This window comes from Pseudomonas sp. R15(2017) (assembly GCF_002112685.1).
In the GTDB taxonomy this organism is placed as follows: Bacteria; Pseudomonadota; Gammaproteobacteria; order Pseudomonadales; family Pseudomonadaceae; genus Aquipseudomonas; species Aquipseudomonas glycinae.
This window is the reverse complement of record NZ_NEII01000008.1, coordinates 48,329-67,944: the sequence shown is the minus strand read 5'-3', so window position 1 is coordinate 67,944 and position 19,616 is coordinate 48,329. Positions and strand designations below refer to the sequence as shown.

15 protein-coding genes are annotated in these 19,616 nt (G+C 63.4%); 10 read left to right on the top strand and 5 right to left on the bottom strand.

The genetic code is table 11. The features are described 5' to 3' along the window. The 4 genes from CAF77_RS17220 (at nucleotide 1) to CAF77_RS17205 (ending at nucleotide 3,454) form a co-directional block, all read left to right on the top strand. Entirely contained in the window at nucleotides 1-711 is a 711-nt protein-coding gene (locus CAF77_RS17220) for an ABC transporter ATP-binding protein (RefSeq protein WP_011336144.1), read from the top strand. Between the two features lies 1 nt (nucleotide 712). Then, complete coding sequence (locus tag CAF77_RS17215) at nucleotides 713-1,978, top strand: ABC transporter permease (protein WP_064382224.1); 1,266 nt, start codon at nucleotides 713-715, stop codon at nucleotides 1,976-1,978. Between the two features lie 11 nt (nucleotides 1,979-1,989). Beyond that, nucleotides 1,990-2,508, top strand: a complete 519-nt coding sequence (locus tag CAF77_RS17210) for a DUF3299 domain-containing protein (protein ID WP_064384123.1) — start codon at nucleotides 1,990-1,992, stop codon at nucleotides 2,506-2,508. Nucleotides 2,509-2,755: 247 nt separating this feature from the next. Then, nucleotides 2,756-3,454, top strand: a complete 699-nt coding sequence (locus tag CAF77_RS17205) for an OmpW family protein (RefSeq protein WP_064382225.1) — start codon at nucleotides 2,756-2,758, stop codon at nucleotides 3,452-3,454. 177 nt (nucleotides 3,455-3,631) lie between these two features. On the opposite strand, the gene CAF77_RS17200 is transcribed toward CAF77_RS17205, so the two are convergent. Continuing rightward, entirely contained in the window at nucleotides 3,632-4,561 is a 930-nt protein-coding gene (locus CAF77_RS17200; RefSeq protein WP_064382226.1) for an NAD-dependent epimerase/dehydratase family protein, read from the bottom strand. Beyond that, on the bottom strand, nucleotides 4,554-5,438 hold the full coding sequence (locus CAF77_RS17195) for a sugar nucleotide-binding protein (protein ID WP_011336149.1): 885 nt from the start codon (nucleotides 5,436-5,438) through the stop codon (nucleotides 4,554-4,556). The genes CAF77_RS17200 and CAF77_RS17195 overlap by 8 nt, the downstream gene beginning before the upstream one ends. 178 nt (nucleotides 5,439-5,616) lie before the next feature. On the opposite strand from CAF77_RS17195, the gene CAF77_RS17190 reads away from it, so the two are divergent. Further along, nucleotides 5,617-9,912 (top strand): DEAD/DEAH box helicase, encoded by a 4,296-nt coding sequence (locus tag CAF77_RS17190; RefSeq protein ID WP_064382227.1) that lies wholly within the window; start codon nucleotides 5,617-5,619, stop codon nucleotides 9,910-9,912. An 81-nt stretch (nucleotides 9,913-9,993) separates the two neighbouring features. Here the strand turns inward: CAF77_RS17190 and CAF77_RS17185 are convergent, their stop codons facing one another. Further along, nucleotides 9,994-12,099, bottom strand: coding sequence for a mechanosensitive ion channel family protein (locus tag CAF77_RS17185; protein ID WP_064382228.1), 2,106 nt, complete (start codon nucleotides 12,097-12,099; stop codon nucleotides 9,994-9,996). 332 nt (nucleotides 12,100-12,431) lie between these two features. On the opposite strand from CAF77_RS17185, the gene CAF77_RS17180 reads away from it, so the two are divergent. The 5 genes from CAF77_RS17180 (at nucleotide 12,432) to CAF77_RS17160 (ending at nucleotide 17,746) form a co-directional block, all read left to right on the top strand. Next, nucleotides 12,432-13,643 (top strand): MFS transporter, encoded by a 1,212-nt coding sequence (locus tag CAF77_RS17180; protein ID WP_064382229.1) that lies wholly within the window; start codon nucleotides 12,432-12,434, stop codon nucleotides 13,641-13,643. Nucleotides 13,644-13,744: 101 nt separating this feature from the next. Then, nucleotides 13,745-14,671: a DUF72 domain-containing protein gene (locus CAF77_RS17175; RefSeq protein WP_064382230.1), complete on the top strand. Its 927-nt coding sequence runs from the start codon at nucleotides 13,745-13,747 to the stop codon at nucleotides 14,669-14,671. Then, entirely contained in the window at nucleotides 14,668-15,465 is a 798-nt protein-coding gene (locus tag CAF77_RS17170; RefSeq protein ID WP_064382231.1) for an endonuclease/exonuclease/phosphatase family protein, read from the top strand. The genes CAF77_RS17175 and CAF77_RS17170 overlap by 4 nt, the downstream gene beginning before the upstream one ends. Continuing rightward, nucleotides 15,462-16,748, top strand: a complete 1,287-nt coding sequence (gene clsB, locus CAF77_RS17165) for a cardiolipin synthase ClsB (protein ID WP_064382232.1) — start codon at nucleotides 15,462-15,464, stop codon at nucleotides 16,746-16,748. Before CAF77_RS17170 ends, clsB begins: the two co-directional genes overlap by 4 nt. Then, entirely contained in the window at nucleotides 16,745-17,746 is a 1,002-nt protein-coding gene (locus tag CAF77_RS17160; protein ID WP_064382233.1) for a lysylphosphatidylglycerol synthase domain-containing protein, read from the top strand. Before clsB ends, CAF77_RS17160 begins: the two co-directional genes overlap by 4 nt. On the opposite strand, the gene CAF77_RS17155 is transcribed toward CAF77_RS17160, so the two are convergent. Then, nucleotides 17,734-18,492: a S9 family peptidase gene (locus CAF77_RS17155; RefSeq protein WP_064382234.1), complete on the bottom strand. Its 759-nt coding sequence runs from the start codon at nucleotides 18,490-18,492 to the stop codon at nucleotides 17,734-17,736. The genes CAF77_RS17160 and CAF77_RS17155 overlap by 13 nt on opposite strands. Beyond that, nucleotides 18,482-19,588 carry a DUF3182 family protein gene (locus CAF77_RS17150; RefSeq protein ID WP_064382235.1) on the bottom strand — a complete coding sequence of 369 codons (1,107 nt, stop codon included), beginning with the start codon at nucleotides 19,586-19,588 and terminating at the stop codon, nucleotides 18,482-18,484. The genes CAF77_RS17155 and CAF77_RS17150 overlap by 11 nt, the downstream gene beginning before the upstream one ends. Between the last annotated feature and the right edge of the window lie 28 nt (nucleotides 19,589-19,616).

Genomic DNA, 19,616 nt, shown 5'->3' with positions numbered 1-19,616 from the left:
ATGACCCAAGCACTCATCGAACTGTCCGACCTGGGCTTCAACTGGCCCGGTCACCCGCCACTGCTGGACATCCCGGCGTTTCGTCTGGAAGCCGGCGAAACCCTGTTCCTCAAGGGCCCCAGCGGCAGCGGCAAGACCACCCTGCTCGGCCTGCTGGGCGGGGTGCAGAAACCCGGTCGCGGCAGCATTCGCCTGCTCGGCCAGGAACTGACCGACCTGGGTGCCGGCGCCCGTGATCGCTTTCGGGTCGATCACACCGGCTACATTTTCCAGCAGTTCAACCTGCTGCCGTTTCTCTCGGTACGCGAGAACGTCGAGCTGCCGTGCCACTTTTCGAAGCTGCGGGCCGAGCGTGCGAAACAGCGCCACGGCAGCGTCGATCAGGCCGCCGCCACCCTGCTCGCCCACTTGGGCTTGAAGGACGAAAGCATCCTGAGTCGCCGCGCCGACTCGCTGTCGATCGGTCAGCAACAGCGGGTCGCCGCTGCCCGTGCGTTGATCGGTCAGCCAGAACTGGTGATCGCCGACGAACCGACCTCGGCACTGGATTACGACGCTCGGGAAAACTTCATTCGCCTGCTGTTCGCCGAGTGCCGTGAGGCCGGCTCGAGCCTGTTGTTCGTCAGCCACGACCAGAGCCTGGCGCCGCTGTTCGACCGTCACCTGTCCCTGGCCGAACTCAATCGCGCCGCCACGTCTGCCGAGGTCTGAGATGTATCTGTTCCGTCTGGCCATGGCCAGCCTCGCCAACCGGCGTTTCACCGCCCTGCTCACCGCTTTCGCCATCGCGCTTTCCGTCTGCCTGCTGCTGGCGGTGGAGCGGGTGCGCACCGAAGCCAAGGCCAGTTTCGCCAGCACCATCAGCGGCACCGACCTGATCGTCGGCGCCCGTTCCGGTTCGGTGAACCTGTTGCTGTATTCGGTGTTTCGCATCGGCAACGCCACCAACAACATCCGCTGGGACAGCTTCGAACACTTCGCCAGCAACCCGAAGGTGAAGTGGGCGATCCCGATGTCCCTCGGCGATTCCCATCGCGGTTACCGGGTGATGGGCACCACCGAAGCCTATTTCGAGCATTACCAGTACGGTCGCCAGCAGCATCTGCAACTGGCTGACGGTCGCGCCTTCGCCACCGATCCGTTCGAAGTGGTGCTCGGTGCCGAAGTGGCCGAGGCGCTGCATTACAAGCTTGGCGACAAACTGGTGCTGGCCCACGGTGTGGCGGCGATCAGTCTGGTCAAACACGACGACAAGCCGTTCACCGTGGTCGGCATTCTCAAGCGCACCGGCACCCCGGTGGACCGCACGCTGCACATCAGCCTCGGCGGCATGGAGGCGATCCACATCGACTGGCACAACGGCGTACCGGCCCGTGGCAACGGGCGGATCAGTGCCGATCAGGCGCGCAACATGGACCTGACGCCGCAAGCGATCACCGCGTTCATGCTCGGCCTCAACAGCAAGATCTCGACCTTCGCCCTGCAACGGGAGATCAACGAGTTCCGGGGCGAGCCGATGCTGGCGATCCTGCCGGGCGTGGCCTTGCAGGAGTTGTGGAGCCTGATGAGTACCGCCGAAAAAGCGTTGTTCGTGGTCTCGCTGTTCGTGGTGCTGACCGGGTTGATCGGCATGCTCACGGCGATTCTCACCAGCCTCAACGAACGCCGCCGCGAAATGGCGATCCTGCGTTCGGTGGGCGCGCGACCGTGGCACATCGCAAGCCTGCTGGTGCTGGAGGCGTTTGCTCTGGCACTGACCGGGGTGATCGCCGGGCTGGCGTTGCTGTATCTCGGCATCGCTGCGGCACAAGGTTATGTGCAGGCCAATTACGGGCTGTATCTGCCGCTGGCCTGGCCAAGCGAGTATGAATGGACGCTGCTCGGTGGCATTCTGGCTGCCGCGCTGCTGATGGGCAGCGTGCCGGCCTGGCGCGCGTATCGCCAATCCCTGGCCGATGGCCTGTCGATCCGTTTATGAGGATGTTCACCATGCCCCGCGCTGTCCTTGCGCTGCTGTTGCTGGTCGCCCTGCCCGTGTGGGCGGCGGCGCCTAAAGACCTGACCTGGTCGGAGATGATCCCGCCGGACGCAGCACCCGAAGTGCCGAACATGACGCCGCTGCATGACCTGTCGAAGATGAGCGATGCGCTGTCTGCCGAGTCCGCGCCAGCGGCCAAGCAGGACATGCCCAACGCCCCCGTGGTGCAAAGTCTCGACGGCCAGAACATCCGCCTGCCGGGCTACATCGTGCCGCTGGAAGTCAGCGAGGAAGGTCGCACCACTGACTTCCTGCTGGTGCCGTATTTCGGCGCCTGCATCCACGTGCCGCCGCCACCCTCGAACCAGATCGTGCACGTGAAAAGCGAACTCGGCGTGAAGCTCGACGAGCTGTATCAGCCTTACTGGGTCGAGGGGCCGTTGCAGGTCAAGCAGTCCACCAGCGAACTGGCCGATGCCGGGTATCAGATGGAAGCGGACAAGATTTATGTGTACGAGCTGCCGGAGTAAATCTGCTGGTTCTTTATTGTTTGGTAGGGCCCTATCGCTGGCAAGCCAGCTCCCACAGGTGTTGTTGGTGATCGCAAAATTTGTGAACGACTCGATCACTGTGGGAGCTGGCTTGCCAGCGATGAGGCCATGAAAGTTCCACAAAAAACCGGGGCATCACTGTTTCATTGAGCTGAGTCAAAAGACCGTATCAGACGGATTCGTACCATAGGACATCAAACATTTTTAACGTCCTTTGGGAGCTTCCATGAACAAGTCCTTGCTCAGCGCCTCGCTGTTTGCCCTAGCGCTCGCAGCCCCGCTCGCCCACGCCCACGAAGCCGGCGACATCATCGTTCGCGCCGGTGCGATCACCGTCAACCCGAAGGCCGACAGCTCCAGCGTCAAGGTCGATCAGGGTCCGCTGAGCGGCGCCAACCTGGGCGGCAAGGCGACCATGAGCAGCGACACCCAACTGGGTCTGAACTTCGCCTACATGCTGACCAACAACATCGGTATCGAGCTGTTGGCCGCCTCGCCGTTCGAGCATGACGTGAAGATCAAGGGCACCGCCCTGCCAGCCGCCAACGGCAAACTCGGCACCCTCAAACACCTGCCGCCGACCCTGAGCGTCGTCTACTACCCGCTGGACGCGAAGTCGCCGTTCCAGCCGTACATCGGCGGCGGCATCAACTACACCTGGATCTACGACGAGCACGTCGGCAGCGAAGCCCAGTCCAACGGCTTCAGCAACTTCAAGGCGAAAAACTCCTGGGGCCTGGCCTGGCAGGTCGGCGCCGACTACATGCTGACCGACAACATCATGCTCAACGCCCAGGTGCGCTACATCGACATCGACACCCGCGCCACCGTCGAGAACAACGCCGTAGCCCCGGGCACCCGTGCACGGGTGAATGTGGACGTTGATCCCTTCATCTACATGGTTGGTCTAGGCTACAAGTTCTAAAGAACGTTCACGTGGTGGTGAATGAGGCTTGGTGGCGGGCAGCTCAGAACTGACGGCGATGTTAAGCCATCGACCGGGGAGCAAGCTCCCTCGCTACAGGAAACCGGTTTGAAACCCGATTTCCGGCCGTGAAAAAGGCGCCTGTCAAAAGGCGCCTTTTTCATGTCTGCGGGAAGCTCAGCGGCCGAGCAAACGAGCCAGGCCGACGTTCATCGGCGTTGGCGTCGGGCACTTGAATCGCTCAAGCAACCGGCGGTTGTTCGCCCGTGAATGACGGATGTCACCGGAGCGTGCCGGGCCGTAGCTGACGGGCGGCAACTCGCCGACCACCGCTTCGAGCGCGGCCAGCATCTGCTTCAGATTGGTCGCCTGATTCCAGCCGACGTTCACCGCACCGACGTCCACTTGCGGCTTCTCGATCGCCTGCACCAGCACATCGACCAGGTCTTCGACGTACATGAAATCCCGGGTCTGCTCGCCATCGCCGAACACGGTGATCGGCAGGCCTTTCTGCGCGCGCTCGCTGAAGATGCTGATCACCCCGGAGTACGGCGAGGACGGATCCTGACGCGGGCCGAAGATGTTGAAGAAGCGGAAGATCGCCGGTTCCAGACCGTGCTGGCGGCGGTAGAAATCGAAGTACTGCTCGCCGGCCAGTTTGTCCGACGCATAAGGCGTCAACGGCGCCTTGGGCGTGTCTTCGTCAATCGACTCGCCTTCGCCATTGTTGCCGTAGACGGCCGCGCTTGAGGCGTACAGCACGCGTTTGACGCCGGCCTCGCGCATGGCTTCACAGACGTTCAGCGTGCCGATGAAATTGCTCTGGTGGGTTTTCACCGGATCGTCCACCGACGCCTGCACCGAAGCGACGGCGGCGAGGTGTGCGACCGCGCTGCAACCCTGCATCGCCTGTGCAACCAATGCGGCATCGGACACATCGCCGACGATCAGTTCGACCCTGGGATTATCCAGCGGCAGATTGCTGCGCTTGCCGGTCGACAGATCATCGAGGATCCGCACCGAATGGCCGTTGGCAAGCAGCGCGTCAGTCAGGTGCGAGCCGATGAAACCGGCGCCGCCGGTGATGAGAACAGGGCCTTCAGCCATGACGATAAAACCTATCCAGTAAGCCCGGGAGCGCGGCACGCCAGGCGCGCGGCTTGATCCCGAAGGTGTGCAGAATTTTCTTGCAGGCGAGCACCGCGTGTTGCGGTTCTTCAGCGGCATCCGGCCGCGCGGCGTGGGCCTGGGCGGTCGGCGCTTCGATGGCCAGCGGGTGCAGACTGCGCGCCTCGGAGAGAATCGCCTGGCCCAGCGCCAGCGGCGTGGTCGCCTCGTGGCCGGCGTAGTGGTAAGTGCCCCACAGCGGCGCGGCGCAATCGAGTTGCTTGAGCACCGAAATGATCACCCGTGCCGCATCGTCGACCGGGGTTGGGTTGCCACGGCGGTCATCGGCCAGCAGCAGTTCTTCCGGTTGTTCGGCACGGGCCAGGAAGCGTCCGAGTATTCCTTCCGGGCTGTCGTCGAGCAGCCAGCCGAAGCGCAGCAGCACATGTTGCGGACAGGTGGCGCGTACGCTCTGCTCGATCCGCCACAGCGCCTGACCGCGCAGGCCCAGCGGCACCGGTTCGTCCTTTTCGCTGTAGGCAGTGGCGCGGGAACCGTCGAACACCCGATAACTGGACGGCTGCACCAGCACGATGTTGTGGTGCTGGCACAGTTCGGCCAGGCGTTCGATGGCGCGTTCCTGCCCGGCCAGACGGCTTTCGCTGACGGCCTCGGCCTGGAACCAGTCGAAATAGTAGGCAAGGTTGATCAATGCATCGGGACGGGTGTCGTCGAGCAATTGGGTCAGGCTCGCGGCATCCCAGCCGTCTTCGGGCGGGCGGGGGGCGAGGAAACCGATGTCTTCCTCTGCACCGAGGCGAATCAGCGCCTGCCCAAGGGCATTTCCGCCGCCCAGTAACATAAGGCGCATTCGCATAGAGTCAGCAGGCCCAGTCTGATTGGAACGATGGCTTTGGCGACGATGCTTGTGACACCGTCGTCGATAATTGCCGGAATCGTTGCATTTTGCGGGTTTAGTGCGCAACCGTCACCCGTAAAGTGTAGATCCCGAGCGGTACTTGCAACTTCGTCCGCCCGCCCGCATAACTGAAGCCATGAATCTGCCCCTTCCCACGGACGCGGCCCTGGCAGGCTTCCACCCCGCCGTCAGCGCCTGGTTCAGCAGCACCTTCCCGACGGTAACTGCCGCCCAGGCTCGCGCATGGCCGTTGATCCGCCAACGCCGTTCAACGCTGATCGCCGCGCCCACCGGTTCCGGCAAGACCCTCACCGCGTTCCTCGCCGTGCTCGACGATCTGGTCCACCGTGGCCTGGAAACCCCGGACGGTCTGCCGGACGAGACGCTGGTGGTCTACGTTTCGCCGCTCAAGGCGCTGTCCAACGACATCCGCATCAATCTGCAGAACCCGCTGGCCGGGATCACGGACCAGTTACGCCAAATGGACCTGCCGGCGCTGGAAATCACCACCGCCGTGCGCACCGGCGACACTCCACAGAAAGACCGCGCGGCCATGCGCAAGAGCGCACCGCACATTCTGGTGACCACCCCGGAGTCGCTCTACGTGCTGCTCGGCTCGGAATCCGGCCGCAAAATGCTCGGCACCACACGCACGGTGATCGTCGACGAGATCCACGCCATCGCCGCCGGCAAACGCGGCAGTCACCTGGCCCTGAGCCTCGAACGCTTGCAGGCGCTGTGTCCTGAACCTCTGACCCGCATCGGCCTGTCCGCCACGCAAAAACCGATCGATGCGGTGGCGCGGTTTCTGGTCGGCCATGGGCGCCCCTGCGAAATCATCGACATCGGCCACGCGCGCCCACGGGATCTGGGCATCGAAGTACCGCCGGTGCCGTTGTCGGCGGTGATGACCAATGACGTCTGGGAACTGGTCTACGACCGCCTCGCCACACTGGCCCGTGAACACCGCACCACGCTGATTTTCGTCAACACCCGACGTCTGGCCGAGCGCCTGAGTCGACACCTCAGCGAACGCCTCGGAAAAGACGCCGTGGCCGCGCACCACGGCAGTCTGGCCAAGGAGTTTCGCCTCGACGCCGAGCAGCGGCTCAAGCGCGGCGAGTTGCAAGTGCTGATCGCCACCGCGTCGCTGGAACTGGGGCTCGACATCGGCGAAGTCGACCTCGTCTGCCAGATCGCTTCACCGCGCTCGATTGCCGGTTTTCTGCAAAGAGTTGGCCGCTCCGGGCACCAGGTCGGCGGCACCCCCAAGGGGCGCCTGTTCGCCACCACCCGCGACGATTTGATCGAGTGCGCCGCCCTGCTCGACTGCGTGCGCCGGGGTGAACTCGATACGCTGCACATCCCCGAAGCGCCGCTGGATGTGCTGGCGCAGCAGATCATCGCCGAGGTCAGTTGCCAGGAATGGGCTGAAGACGATTTGCTCACGCTGTTCCGCCGGGCCGAGCCCTACGCCCGCCTCGACGAACAACATTATCAGGCGCTGCTGGGCATGCTCGCCGAGGGCTACAACGGCCGCCAGGGCATCCGCAGCGCCTACCTGCACCGCGACGCCGTCAGCCGAACCCTGCGTGGACGACGCGGCGCACGGCTGGCCGCTGTCACCAGCGGCGGCACCATCCCCGACAACGCCGACTACAGCGTCTTGCTCGAACCCCAGAGTCTGAACATCGGCAGCGTCAACGAAGACTTCGCCGTGGAAAGCATCGCCGGCGATGTGTTCCAGCTCGGCAACGCTTCTTATCGGATCCTGCGGGTGGAGGCCGGCAAGGTGCGGGTCGAGGACGCTCAAGGCCAGCCACCGACCATTCCGTTCTGGCTCGGCGAGGCGCCGGGACGCAGCGATGAATTGTCGGCCGCCGTGGCGCGCCTGCACGCGCAGCTCGATCAATTGCTCAGCGCCAGCCCCGGCAACCTGCAACCGGCCCTCGACTGGCTGACCGACATCCTCGGCCTGAACCTGGCCAGCGCCGAACAACTGGTGGATTACCTGGCCCGCGCCCGCCTCGCCCTCGGCGCCTTGCCGTCGCGGGACACGCTGCTGATGGAGCGCTTTTTCGACGAGTCCGGCGGCACCCAGCTGATCATTCATTCGCCGTTCGGCAGTCGGATCAACCGCGCCTGGGGCCTGGCCCTGCGCAAGCGCTTCTGCCGCACCTTCAACTTCGAATTGCAGGCCGCCGCCAGCGAAGACGCGATCGTGCTGTCGCTGTCCACCAGCCACAGTTTCGAACTCGATGAAGTCTGGCGTTACCTGCACAGCAACAGCGCCGAGCACATCCTGATTCAAGCGGTGCTGGATGCGCCGCTGTTCGGTGTGCGCTGGCGCTGGAATGCCGGGGTGGCGCTGGCCCTGCCGCGCTTTACCGGCGGGCGCAAGGTCGCGCCGCAATTGCAGCGGATGAAAAGCGAAGACCTGATCGCCAGCGTGTTTCCCGATCAGATCGCCTGCCTGGAAAACCTCGCCGGTGAACGGGAAATTCCCGAGCATCCGCTGGTGGAACAGACCCTCGACGATTGCCTGCACGAAGCGATGGACAGCGAAGGCTGGCTCGAACTCCTGCGGCGCATGGAGCGCGGCGAAGTGCGCCTGATCGCCCGTGACCTGCCGGCGCCCTCACCGTTGGCGGCGGAAATCCTCAGTGCCCGACCCTACACCTTTCTCGACGACGCGCCGCTGGAAGAACGTCGCACCCAGGCTGTGCTCAACCGCCGCTGGAGCGATCCGCAATCCACCGATGACCGCGGCGCGCTGGACGCCGACGCGATCAACGCCGTGCGCGAAGAAGCCTGGCCGACGCCGAACAGCGCCGACGAAATGCACGAAGCGCTGATGAGCCTGGCGTGCATCAGCGACCGCGAAGTCGCGGCCAATCCGCAGTGGCGCGACTGGCTGAGTGCCCTGGCCGAAACCGGGCGAGCCTGTCGATTGCCAATAGATCCCGAGCATTCGGTCTGGCTGGCGAGAGAACGCCTGACCTGTCTGCAAGCGCTTTATCCACAGGCGCAGTCGGCACTGCCCGCGCTGCCCGGTTTCGACGAACCATGGACGGCCGATGACGCGCTGATCGAAGTGATCCGCGCGCGGCTCGGTGCATTCGGCCCGCTACCGCTGGCGGCGATTGCCGAGCCGCTGGCCTTGACGCCGGCGGCTGTTCATCAAGCCCTCGCTCATCTGGAGCGCGAAGGTTATGTGCTGCGCGGCCAGTTCACGCCGGGATCGACCGTTGAGGAATGGTGCGAACGCCATCTGCTGGCGCGCATTCACCGCTACACGGTCAAGCGTCTGCGCCGGGAAATCGAGCCGGTAGCGTTGCAGGATTTCATGCGGTTTCTGTTCGACTGGCAGCATGTGGCTCCGTCCACCCGTGGTCAGGGCAACGCCGTATTGCCGGCGATTGTCGCTCAGTTCGAGGGCTACCCGGCCGCTGCTTCAGCCTGGGACAGCGACCTCCTTCCCCTGCGGCTCAAGGACTATTCACCGAGCTGGCTGGACGATCTGTGCCGCAGCGGCAAACTGGTGTGGACGCGCCTCAGCGCCCGGCAAAACATCAGCGGCACGGCGTTGCGCAGTACACCGATCGTGTTGCTGCCACGCAGTCAGGTCGGCTTGTGGAGTGCACTGGCCGAGCAGACGCCGGTCAGCGAACTGTCGCCCAAGACCCGCAAAGTTTTCGACGCACTGAGTCAGCACGGCGCGCTGTTTTTCGATGAACTGATTCATGAAGCGCACCTGCTGCGCACCGAGTTGGAAATCGCCTTGCAAGAACTGGTCGGTGCCGGTCTGGTGAATGCCGACAGCTTTGCCGGATTGCGCGCACTGATCACCCCGGCGAGCAAGCGCCAGCAGCGCAGCAGTCGACGCGGGCGCGGGGCGTTTGTCGGAGGCATGGACGATGCCGGACGCTGGGCGTTATTGCGTCGCGGGCCGGTTGTGGAAAACCGACAAACGGCGTCGCCCGAAACCCTCGAACACATCGCCATGACCCTGTTACGCCGCTATGGCGTGGTGTTCTGGCGCCTGCTGGAACGCGAAGCAGATTGGTTGCCGAGCTGGCGCGAACTGCTGCGTACTTTCCATCGGCTGGAAGCGCGGGGCGAGATTCGTGGCGGGCGCTTTGTCAGCGGTCTGGCCGGCGAGCAATTCGCCCTGCCCGAGGCGATTCCGCTGCTGCGCGAAGTCCGCCGTCGCCCCCATGACGGCAGCCTGATCGCGGTGTGCGGTGTCGACCCGCTGAACCTCGCCGGCACCTTGTTGCCGGGGGCGAAAGTGCCGGCGCTGGCGAGCAATCGGCTAGTGTATCGCGACGGTTTGCCGGTCGCTGCCGAGGTCGCGGGCAAGCCGCAATTCTGGGTGGAGCTGGATCAGGTTTCCATTGAGCAGCTACGCAGCAAACTGATCCGACATTGATGTAAACCGGTCTGGCCTCTTCGTCGGATCGCCGCCCGGACCAAGCCCGCGAAGAGGCCGGCACATGCACTACAAAAACTTCTATTGAGTCGGCGATTGCTCCGGCAACACCACCGACGAATGCGCCGGCGCCACCTCTTCGTCCTGTCGCTTGGGCAACAAAACCTGCTGTGGATAAGTCTGGGCGAAATGCACCCAGGGGCTGTTATCCACAAGCTTTTTCAGACGCTGGTTGAACGCGCGGCTCACCGCATACTGCCCGCCCGACACCGTGCGGAATTGCGCCGTCAGCACCACGCCGTTCAGGTCCATTTTATCGACGCCAAACACATCCAGCGGCCCTTGCAGGTTGTACTTGAGAAACGGATCTTCGCGGATCGAATCCCCCGCCTCGCGGATCAGCTCGATAGCCTTGTCGACATCGGTGTCGTAGGTGAACTGCACCGAGAAAAACGCGAACGCAAACTGCCGTGATTGGTTGGTCACAGCCTTGATCTGGCCGAACGGCACCGAGTGCACGAAGCCCTTGCCGTCGCGCAGGCGCAGGGTGCGAATGGTCAGGCCTTCGACCGTGCCGGCGTGCCCGGAATCGAGCACCACCCAATCGCCAATCGACAGGGTGTCTTCGATGATGATGAACAGCCCGGTGATGACGTCCTGCACCAGTTGCTGCGAGCCAAAACCGATGGCCAGGCCGACCACCCCGGCCCCGGCCAGCAGCGGCGCGACGTTGATCCCGAGATTGGCCATGGTGGTGATCGCGCAGATCACCACCAGGATGATTTTGATCGCGTTGCGCAGCAGCGGCAGGATGGTTTTCACCCGGGTGCTGGGCTGGCGCGCCGAGCGTTTGCTGACCGGTGGTTTGAGTGCTTCCTGGATCGCCGTGTCGAGCACCACCCACAGCAGCCACGTCACGAGGAAGATCAGGCCGATGCTGCTCAGGGCATTGCTGATCGCCCGCCCGACCGTGCTGCTCTGGGCAAAATCGAGCAGCGACACACCCCAGATACGCCCGAGGATATCGATGAACGCAATCGCAACGACGATCCTCAGCAAGGCGTGCAACAGGCTGAGGAAACGTTCCTTATAGGCACTGCTGCGCTGGATCGCCTCGGCCCTGCGCGACTTGAACAGGTGTTGCAGCACAGTGCTGAGAAACACCGTGCCGATCAGCAGCACCGTGGTGAGCAACGCGCAGCGCAGGGCTTTCTGGTTGTCCTCGCCGATGCCGATCAGGTTGACCGCAGAGACCAGCACCATCAGCACGATCGGCCAGTACCAGAGCCCGGAAAAAATCCGCAGCGATTCCTGCAGCGACGGTTGTTTAAGGCGCTGGGCCAGCGGGCGATTACGGATCAGGTGCGCCACCGGCCGACGCAGGCGAATCACCAGCAGACCGAAGATGATCGACGCCAGCAAGCCAGTGAATACGGCGATGCTGCTGGTAATGTTGCCGCCCAGTTGCCGGGCGATCTGCGGGCTGGTCAGGGCGTCACTCAACGCGGCAAGAAAGCCGATCAGGAACAGCGGTTTCGGGCAGTAGTCACGGATGATCTGCACGGCGCGGCGCTTGTGGCCGACGTTGAACATCACCACCACACACAACAGCATCGACGTGGAAAATATCCCGCTGCTGGTGGCGTAGGCAAAACACAGCGCCAGCGCCCGACCCACCGAGGCCGACAGAAAATGGCTGACGTACAGGGTCAGCGGCAGGCAGATGAGTGCGGGCAGCGTGTAGGGCAACAGGTAACCGAGCAAATCCTGGCTGCGCTGACGGGTGCGCAACCACCGACCTTCCCGCAGTCGCTTGCCCAGTACGCTGCCGAGCACCGTCAACACGGTAAACGTGCCCAGCCACACGCCGGACAACATCAGGAAATCCCCCGCCACGCTCCAGCCCGAGCGGTTCGAAGGTTGATTGACCAGCCTGTCGACTTCATCCGCCGCCCGGTCGGCGCGCAGGCGCCAGGCGTCGACCAGATGCTCGTTGAGATCGAGTTTGTCCTGCACGTCGTCGATGCCGGAACTGATGGCGCCGAGCAGTCCGCCCTGCACGATCGGTTCCGGTTTGGCCGGCTCTTCACTGGCCGCCGGAACACCCGGCAGGCTGGCGGCTTGCACTGCATTGCCAGCAAACAACAGCAATGCCCCCAATAGAATCGCGATCCTGAACCTGGTCAAAACGCAGAGCTCCCTTGGTTGAACCTGTAAGGAACTGATCGGTTTTGATCCGGCAAGTTCGGTTTTGATCGCTCCCACGCCCACGCCCACGCCCACTCCCCCTCACTGATCGTTCCCACGCTCTGCGTGGGAATGCCTCCCTGGACGCTCTGCGTCCGCTCTTTGAGACGCGGAGCGTCTCTGGCTGCATTCCCACGCGGAGCGTGGGAACGATCACCTCAAGGGGCTGATATTTGCGTCGCACGCAAATATCAAATGCCCACCCCTGTATTTTTCCACCCCCACCAAACCCCGACACTGCGCTCCATTCAATCCCCCACCGGAGTGCCGTCATGCCCATTGCCCTGCTCGCGCTGACCCTCAGCGCTTTCGCCATCGGGACGACCGAGTTCGTCATCGTTGGCCTGCTTCCCACCATCGGCGCCGATCTCGGCGTCAGCCTGCCGTCCGCCGGTCTGCTGGTCAGTCTCTACGCGCTGGGCGTAGCCATCGGTGCGCCGGTGCTGACCGCCCTCACCGGCAAAGTCCCGCGCAAACTGTTGCTGCTGTCGCTGATGGTGCTGTTCACCCTCGGCAATCTGCTGGCCTGGCTGGCGCCGGGTTATGAATCGCTGGTAGTGGCGCGGATCGTCACGGGTCTGGCCCATGGCGTGTTCTTCTCCATCGGCTCGACCATCGCCACCAGCCTGGTGCCCAAGGAAAAAGCCGCCAGTGCGATTGCGATCATGTTCACCGGCCTGACCGTGGCGCTGGTCACCGGCGTGCCATTGGGCACGTTCATCGGTCAGCATTTCGGCTGGCGTGAAACCTTCCTTGCCGTTTCAGCACTGGGCGTGATCGCGTTCATCGGCAGCCTGCTTTACGTGCCGAACAATATTGCCCACAGCAAACCGGCGTCTCTGCTGCAACAGTTGCAGGTGCTCAAGCAACCGCGCCTGTTGCTGGTGTACGCCATGACGGCCATCGGTTACGGCGGCTCGTTCATCGCCTTCACGTTCCTGGCGCCGATCCTTCAGGACATCTCCGGCTTCAGCGCCGGCACCGTCAGCCTGGTGCTGCTGGTGTATGGCGTGTCAGTGGCAGTCGGCAACCTCTGGGGCGGCAAACTGGCGGACAAGCGCGGGCCGATCAGTGCGCTGAAAATCATCTTCGCCCTGCTCGCCGCCGTGCTGTTCGTGCTCACCGTCACCGCTGGCAACCCATGGCTGGCGCTGGCCACCGTGCTGGTCTGGGGCGCAGTCGCCTTCGGCAACGTGCCGGGTTTACAGGTGTATGTAGTGCGTCAGGCTGAACATCACACACCGCACGCCGTGGACGTGGCATCGGGCCTGAACATTGCCGCGTTCAACCTCGGTATTGCCGGTGGCGCGTGGGGTGGCGGTTTGATCGTCGCGCACATCGGCCTGATTCACACCGCGTGGATTGGCGGTCTGGTGGTGCTGGTGGCGCTGGCCCTGACCGCCTGGAGCGGTCGCCTCGATCGCCTGGGCCCGGTGTACGCCGCCCCCTCTGAAGGCTCCGCCCGGATCGTCACCGGGCACTGATCAAGCCAGCCCGACCGTCCGTAATCCCGTCGAAACTTTCCCCGACCGCCCGCAGTCATCCACAGACAGAGGCCGTATGGGGACTTTCGACGGGAGGCGGCATGGCTACGATTCACATCGGTATTTCAGGCTGGCGTTACGCCCCGTGGCGCGGGGACTTTTACCCCAAGGGGCTGGCGCAGAAACGCGAATTGCAGTTCGCCTCACGGGCGGTCAACAGCATCGAAATCAACGGATCGTTCTACGCCCTGCAACGGCCCGAACGCTACGCCCAGTGGTACGCCGAAACGCCGGATGACTTCGTGTTCAGCATCAAGGCGCCCCGCTTCATCACCCACATCCGTCGTCTGCGCGATATCGAGAAACCCCTGGCCAACTTCTTCGCCTCCGGGGTGCTGGAGCTAAAGGAAAAGCTCGGGCCGGTTCTCTGGCAATTTCCGCCCAACTTCACTTTCGACCCCGAACGTTTCGAAGCCTTTCTCGATCAGTTGCCCCACGACACCCAGGCCGCCGCTGACCTCGCCCGCCGACACGACTCACACCTGCACGGCCACGCGAGCCTGAAGGCCTACGGCAAAAAACCGCTGCGCCATGCCGTGGAAATCCGCAACGACAGTTTCATCGACCCCGACTTCGTGCGCCTGCTCAAGCGCTACAACACCGCGCTGGTGATTGCCGACACCGCCGGGAAATGGCCGTACCGCGAAGACCTGACCAGCGATTTCGTCTACCTGCGCCTGCACGGTGCCGAAGAACTTTACGCCAGCGGCTACACCCCAGCTGCGCTGCGACGCTGGGCCGACCGGATCGACGCCTGGCACCATGGCCGGCAACCGCGCGATGCCCATTTGATCGCGCCGCGCCTGAAACCTCGGGCCCGTAAATCCCGCGAGGTTTTCTGCTACTTCGACAACGACATCAAGGTTCGCGCGCCTTTCGATGCCCGCAGCCTTTTGCAGCGCTTCGATCTGGATAAAAACCTTGAAACCGTGCCCGGTGAGCCAGCCGCCGAAGGGGTACTCGCATGAGCATTCCCGAACCGCTCGGATTCACCGACGAGCAGTCCACGGTCATCACCACTGAGCGCCGTTTCACCGTGTTGACGGTCAACACTCACAAGGGTTTCACCGCGCTGAACCGGCGCTTCATCCTGCCGGAACTGCGCGAAGCGGTGCGCAGCGTGTCCGCCGATGTGGTGTTCCTGCAGGAAGTCCACGGCACCCACGAGCACCATCCCAAACGCTACGAAAACTGGCCGACGATGCCGCAGTACGAATTTCTCGCCGACAGTCTCTGGCCGCAGTTCGCCTACGGGCGCAACGCGGTATACCCGGAGGGCGATCACGGCAATGCGGTGTTGTCGAAATTCCAGATCGTGCGCCATGACAACCTCGACGTTTCGATCAGCGGCCATGAAAACCGCGGCCTGTTGCATTGCGTGCTGCGCCTGCCGGGAGACGACCGTGAAGTGCATGCGATCTGCGTCCATCTGGGCCTGCGCGAAAGTCATCGCAACGACCAGTTGCGCCTGCTGCGGGAGCGCCTCGCCGAACTGCCCGAGGATGCGCCGGTGATCGTCGCCGGCGATTTCAACGACTGGCGCCAGCGCGCCGATGCCTTGCTTGAACCCTGTGGCCTGCGTGAAGTGTTTGCGGCGCATCACGGCAAACCGGCGCGCAGCTTTCCGGCGCGCATGCCGCTGCTGCGCCTGGACCGGATTTATGTACGCAACCTCAAGGCCAGTCAGCCAAAAGTACTGGCGAACCGTCCCTGGTCACACCTTTCCGACCACGCACCGCTATCGGTGGAGATTGAACTATGAGCAGTGCACCGTTGGAGAAATCCGCCGTGGAGCCAGTCAGCATCACCCCGCCCGTGCGCGAGCCGGGTACCGTCGATGTCGAGTATCGCTGGCAGGGCAACAACCGGATCGAGCTGCTGGAAAACGGCGAGGAATATTTCCCCCGGGTGTTCGAAGCGATGCGCGCGGCGAAAAGCGAAATCCTGCTGGAGACCTTCATCGTCTTCGAAGACAAGGTCGGCAAGGAATTGCAGGAGATTCTGATCGATGCTGCTCGGCGTGGCGTGCGCACCACCGTCAGCCTCGACGGCTTCGGTTGCGGCGAACTGAGCACCGGCTATCTCGCCGCGCTGAGTGAAGCCGGCGTGCATCTGCAAATCTTCGATCCGGCGCCGAAACGCCTGGGCATTCGCACCAACTGGTTCCGTCGTTTGCATCGCAAGATCGTGGTGGTCGACGGGTTGATCGCGTTCATCGGCGGGATCAATTTCTCCGGCGATCACCTGGCCGATTTCGGCCCCGAAGCGAAGCAGGATTACTCGGTGGAGATTCAGGGCCCGGCGGTGGCCGACATCCATCATTTCGCTTTGCTGCAAAGCGGCCGACCGGGACGGGCGAGATTCTGGTGGCAGCGTCGCCGGCAACGGCGTGCCGAGATGGCGTTCGACGATCACGACGGTCAGGTGCGCCTGGTGTTCCGCGACAACGACCGGCACCACACCGATATCGAAGACGTTTATTTGCAGGTACTGCGCCGCGCCCAACGGCGGGTGGTGATCGCCAACGCCTACTTCTTTCCCGGCTATCGCCTGCTGCGCGAAATCCGCAACGCCGCCCGACGCGGGGTCGAGGTGCGGCTGATTCTGCAGGGGCAGCCGGACATGCTGGTGGCCAAACTCGCCGCGCGCATGACCTACGACTACCTGCTCAAGGCCGGGGTGCAGATTCACGAATATTGCGAGCGGCCGCTGCACGGCAAGGTGGCGCTGGTGGACGAGGAATGGAGCACCGTCGGCTCGAGCAATCTCGATCCGCTGAGCCTGTCGCTGAACCTGGAAGCCAACGTGTTGATTCGCGACCGCGCCTTCAATCGCCACCTGTTCGAACGTCTCGAAGACCTCAGCCACAACCACTGCAAAGCGATGGACGCCGCGAAGTCGCCACGCGGGCGAATCTGGCACATGACCGTGGGCTTTCTGGTGTTTCACTTCCTGCGGCATTTTCCGGCCATGGCCGGCTGGCTGCCGGCGCACAAACCACGGCTCAAACCCTTTACCCATGCCGCCGGGAGCGATCCGTCATGAGCCAATCCGAAGCCCACGCGGCGGTGCATCCGGCACCGGCGGGCAAGTCCCGCTGGAGTCGCTGGAAACGTCCGCTGACCTTGTTGTTCTTTCTGGCGCTGATCGTTTTGCTGACGATGTTCGCCAGTCGCATCGAATGGGCCGAAGTGCTGCAAACCCTCGCCGACTTCAAGGTGCGCACCCTGATCATTGCCTCCAGCCTGACCCTGCTGAGCTTTCTGGTGTACGCCAGTTTCGACCTGATCGGCCGCACCTACATTCGTCAGGACCTGACCTGGAAACAGATCCTGCCGGTGGGCGTCATCAGCTATGCGTTCAACCTCAACCTCAGCGCGTGGGTCGGCGGGATCGCCATGCGCTATCGCCTGTATTCGCGGCTTGGGGTGAGCAAAAGCAACATCGCCAAGATCCTCGGCCTGAGCCTGGCGACCAACTGGTTCGGCTACATGACCATCGCCGGCGTGGTGTTCGCCAGCGGGCTGGTGCGGATGCCACCGGGCTGGAAAATCAGCAGCGGTGCGTTGCAGGGCATTGGCGTGTTGCTGCTGTTGGTCAGTGTCGGCTATCTGGTCGCCTGCCAGTTTTCCCGGCGGCGCGAGTGGTCGATTCGCGGGGTGGAAATCAACCTGCCGTCGCTGCGCATGGCGGTCCTGCAATTGCTGCTCGGGGCATTGAACTGGTCGCTGATGGCAGCGGTGATTTTCACCTTGCTGCCGAGCAAGCTCGACTATCCGCTGGTGCTCGGGGTGCTGTTGATCAGCGCGATTGCCGGGGTCATCACCCACATTCCCGCTGGGCTCGGCGTGCTGGAAGCGGTGTTCGTGGCGCTGCTGCAACACGAGGCTTCGCGCGGCAGCCTGGTGGCGGGGCTGCTGGCCTATCGGGCGATTTATTTCCTGCTGCCGCTGCTGATCACCGTGCTGATGTACCTGGTGGTGGAAGCCAAGGCCAAGGCGTTGCGGATCGAGAAGAAACCCAAATCTGATCAGCGGGACTGAATGATGCTCAACCGCTCGCCCACCACCATCTCGGTGATCCAGTCGACCAGGATCGAGGTGTAGGCCTGCTGCGAGGTCGGATCACTCAGGGCATGGTCGGCGCCGTCGATGATGCGGTGGGTCAGCGAATGGGTCTGCTGGCACGCGGCGCGGTAACTCATGATGGTCGCGTGGGGCACGTAGTCATCGGTTTCCGACTGCACCAGCAGCACGTCGCCAGTGAATTGCGAGCAGGCGTGCAAGGCGCGGTTGCTGTCGGCGCGCACCAGCGTACCGCGATAATCGCGCAGGTCGGCCTTGTCCAGATCGCGCTTGGGCGTGTGCCATTGCTCGTCGCGGTACAGCGCCGGCACCCGCAGCGCCAGCCAGCGCACCGGGCGCAGCGAGGTCAAAATCGAAGCGAGGTAACCGCCATAGCTGGTGCCCACTACCGCAATGGCCGAGGTGTCCAGCGCCGGATGGGCGAGCAACCGGTCGTAGGCCGCCAGCAAATCACGCAGATTGTCTTCACGGGTCACCCGGCTCAGCGGAATGCCGGTACCGCCGGTATGCCCGCGCAGGTCGAACGTCAGGCACACGCAACCCAGGCCGGCGATGCCTTTGGCCCGTTCCAGATCCCGCTCCTGACTGCCGCCCCAGCCGTGCACGAACAACACGCCGGGGACTTTCGATTTGGGACTGAGGAACGTCCCGCTCATCTTTTCATCATCAATGTCGATTTGAATGCTTTCGCTTCTAGCCGTCATAGGATTTGACCGTTACGTATTTGAGGAGAAAGTCGCTGTTCTCGGCCGGCCCGCGATACACCTCGATGGCATCCGCCGGCAGGGCCTGATCGGTATAGGTTTCCACCGACGACACGCGGATCGCGCGCATCGAAGGATCGTTGACGAAACTTTGCAGCGCCGCCACTTCCGCGCTGCTGGCGCCGCCCATGCGCCAGGACTGCTCGAGCACACCACTGCGCGGCCGGCCTTCGCTGTCCAGGCCCTGGGCGATGTCGTAATTGCGCCGCGAGGCGTAGAAACGCGGATAGGCTTCGTCCGCCGCCCGGTCGAACACCTGCGCCTGCTGGATCGCCAGACGCACGTCGTCGGGCAGATCCAGCGCCAGCAGATCCTCGTAACCGCCCTGCACCACCAGCAGGTTCGAGCCGCCGTACACCTCTTCGCCGTGGGCGTCTTCGGTCAAGTATTGATCACCGCAGTAACTCAGCACCCGGTCGCCGATGAACGACTGGCCGACGCTGTGGGTAACTACCTGACTCAAGTCCTGCTCCAGCACCACGCCATCGCTGAACAATTCTTTAGCCTCGGGTCGGGCGAGGATTTCGTCGAACGCATCCAGGCTCTTGATCACTTCCTGACCCCGCCCGGCGCAGGCGTGAATCGGCTTGATCCGGATCGGCCCGCTGTACAACAGATGTTCGGCGGCAGGTCGCGCATCCTCCAATGCAAAGACGCTGAGTCCGTCCAGCACCACGGTGCGCACCCGCTCGGAAAACAAGGGCGACCAGCCTTGCGGCGCATGAGCCTGATGGCTGCGCAAGCCGTGGCTGATGGCTTTGGTGCAGATGAAATCGTGCTCGACGAAACCGCCCCACAAATCGTCCGGGCCGCTCACCCCCAGTTCGCGGGCCATCGCGCCGACGAGGGTCTGGGTCGGCAGCAGATAAATATCCCGGCCGCGATGCTTTTCGGCGTCGTAACTGCCGCCGAACTTGAGGCCGAGGATCTGCGCCAGCCATCGCGCGAGGGCCTTGTTGGTCTGCACTTCATGCTGTGGTGCGCCGGGCCGAACCGAATGGGCGACGACCACTTTCCGGCGGGATGTCGGGGTCATTGTTCCCCCTTCCAATGGCTGGGTGAAT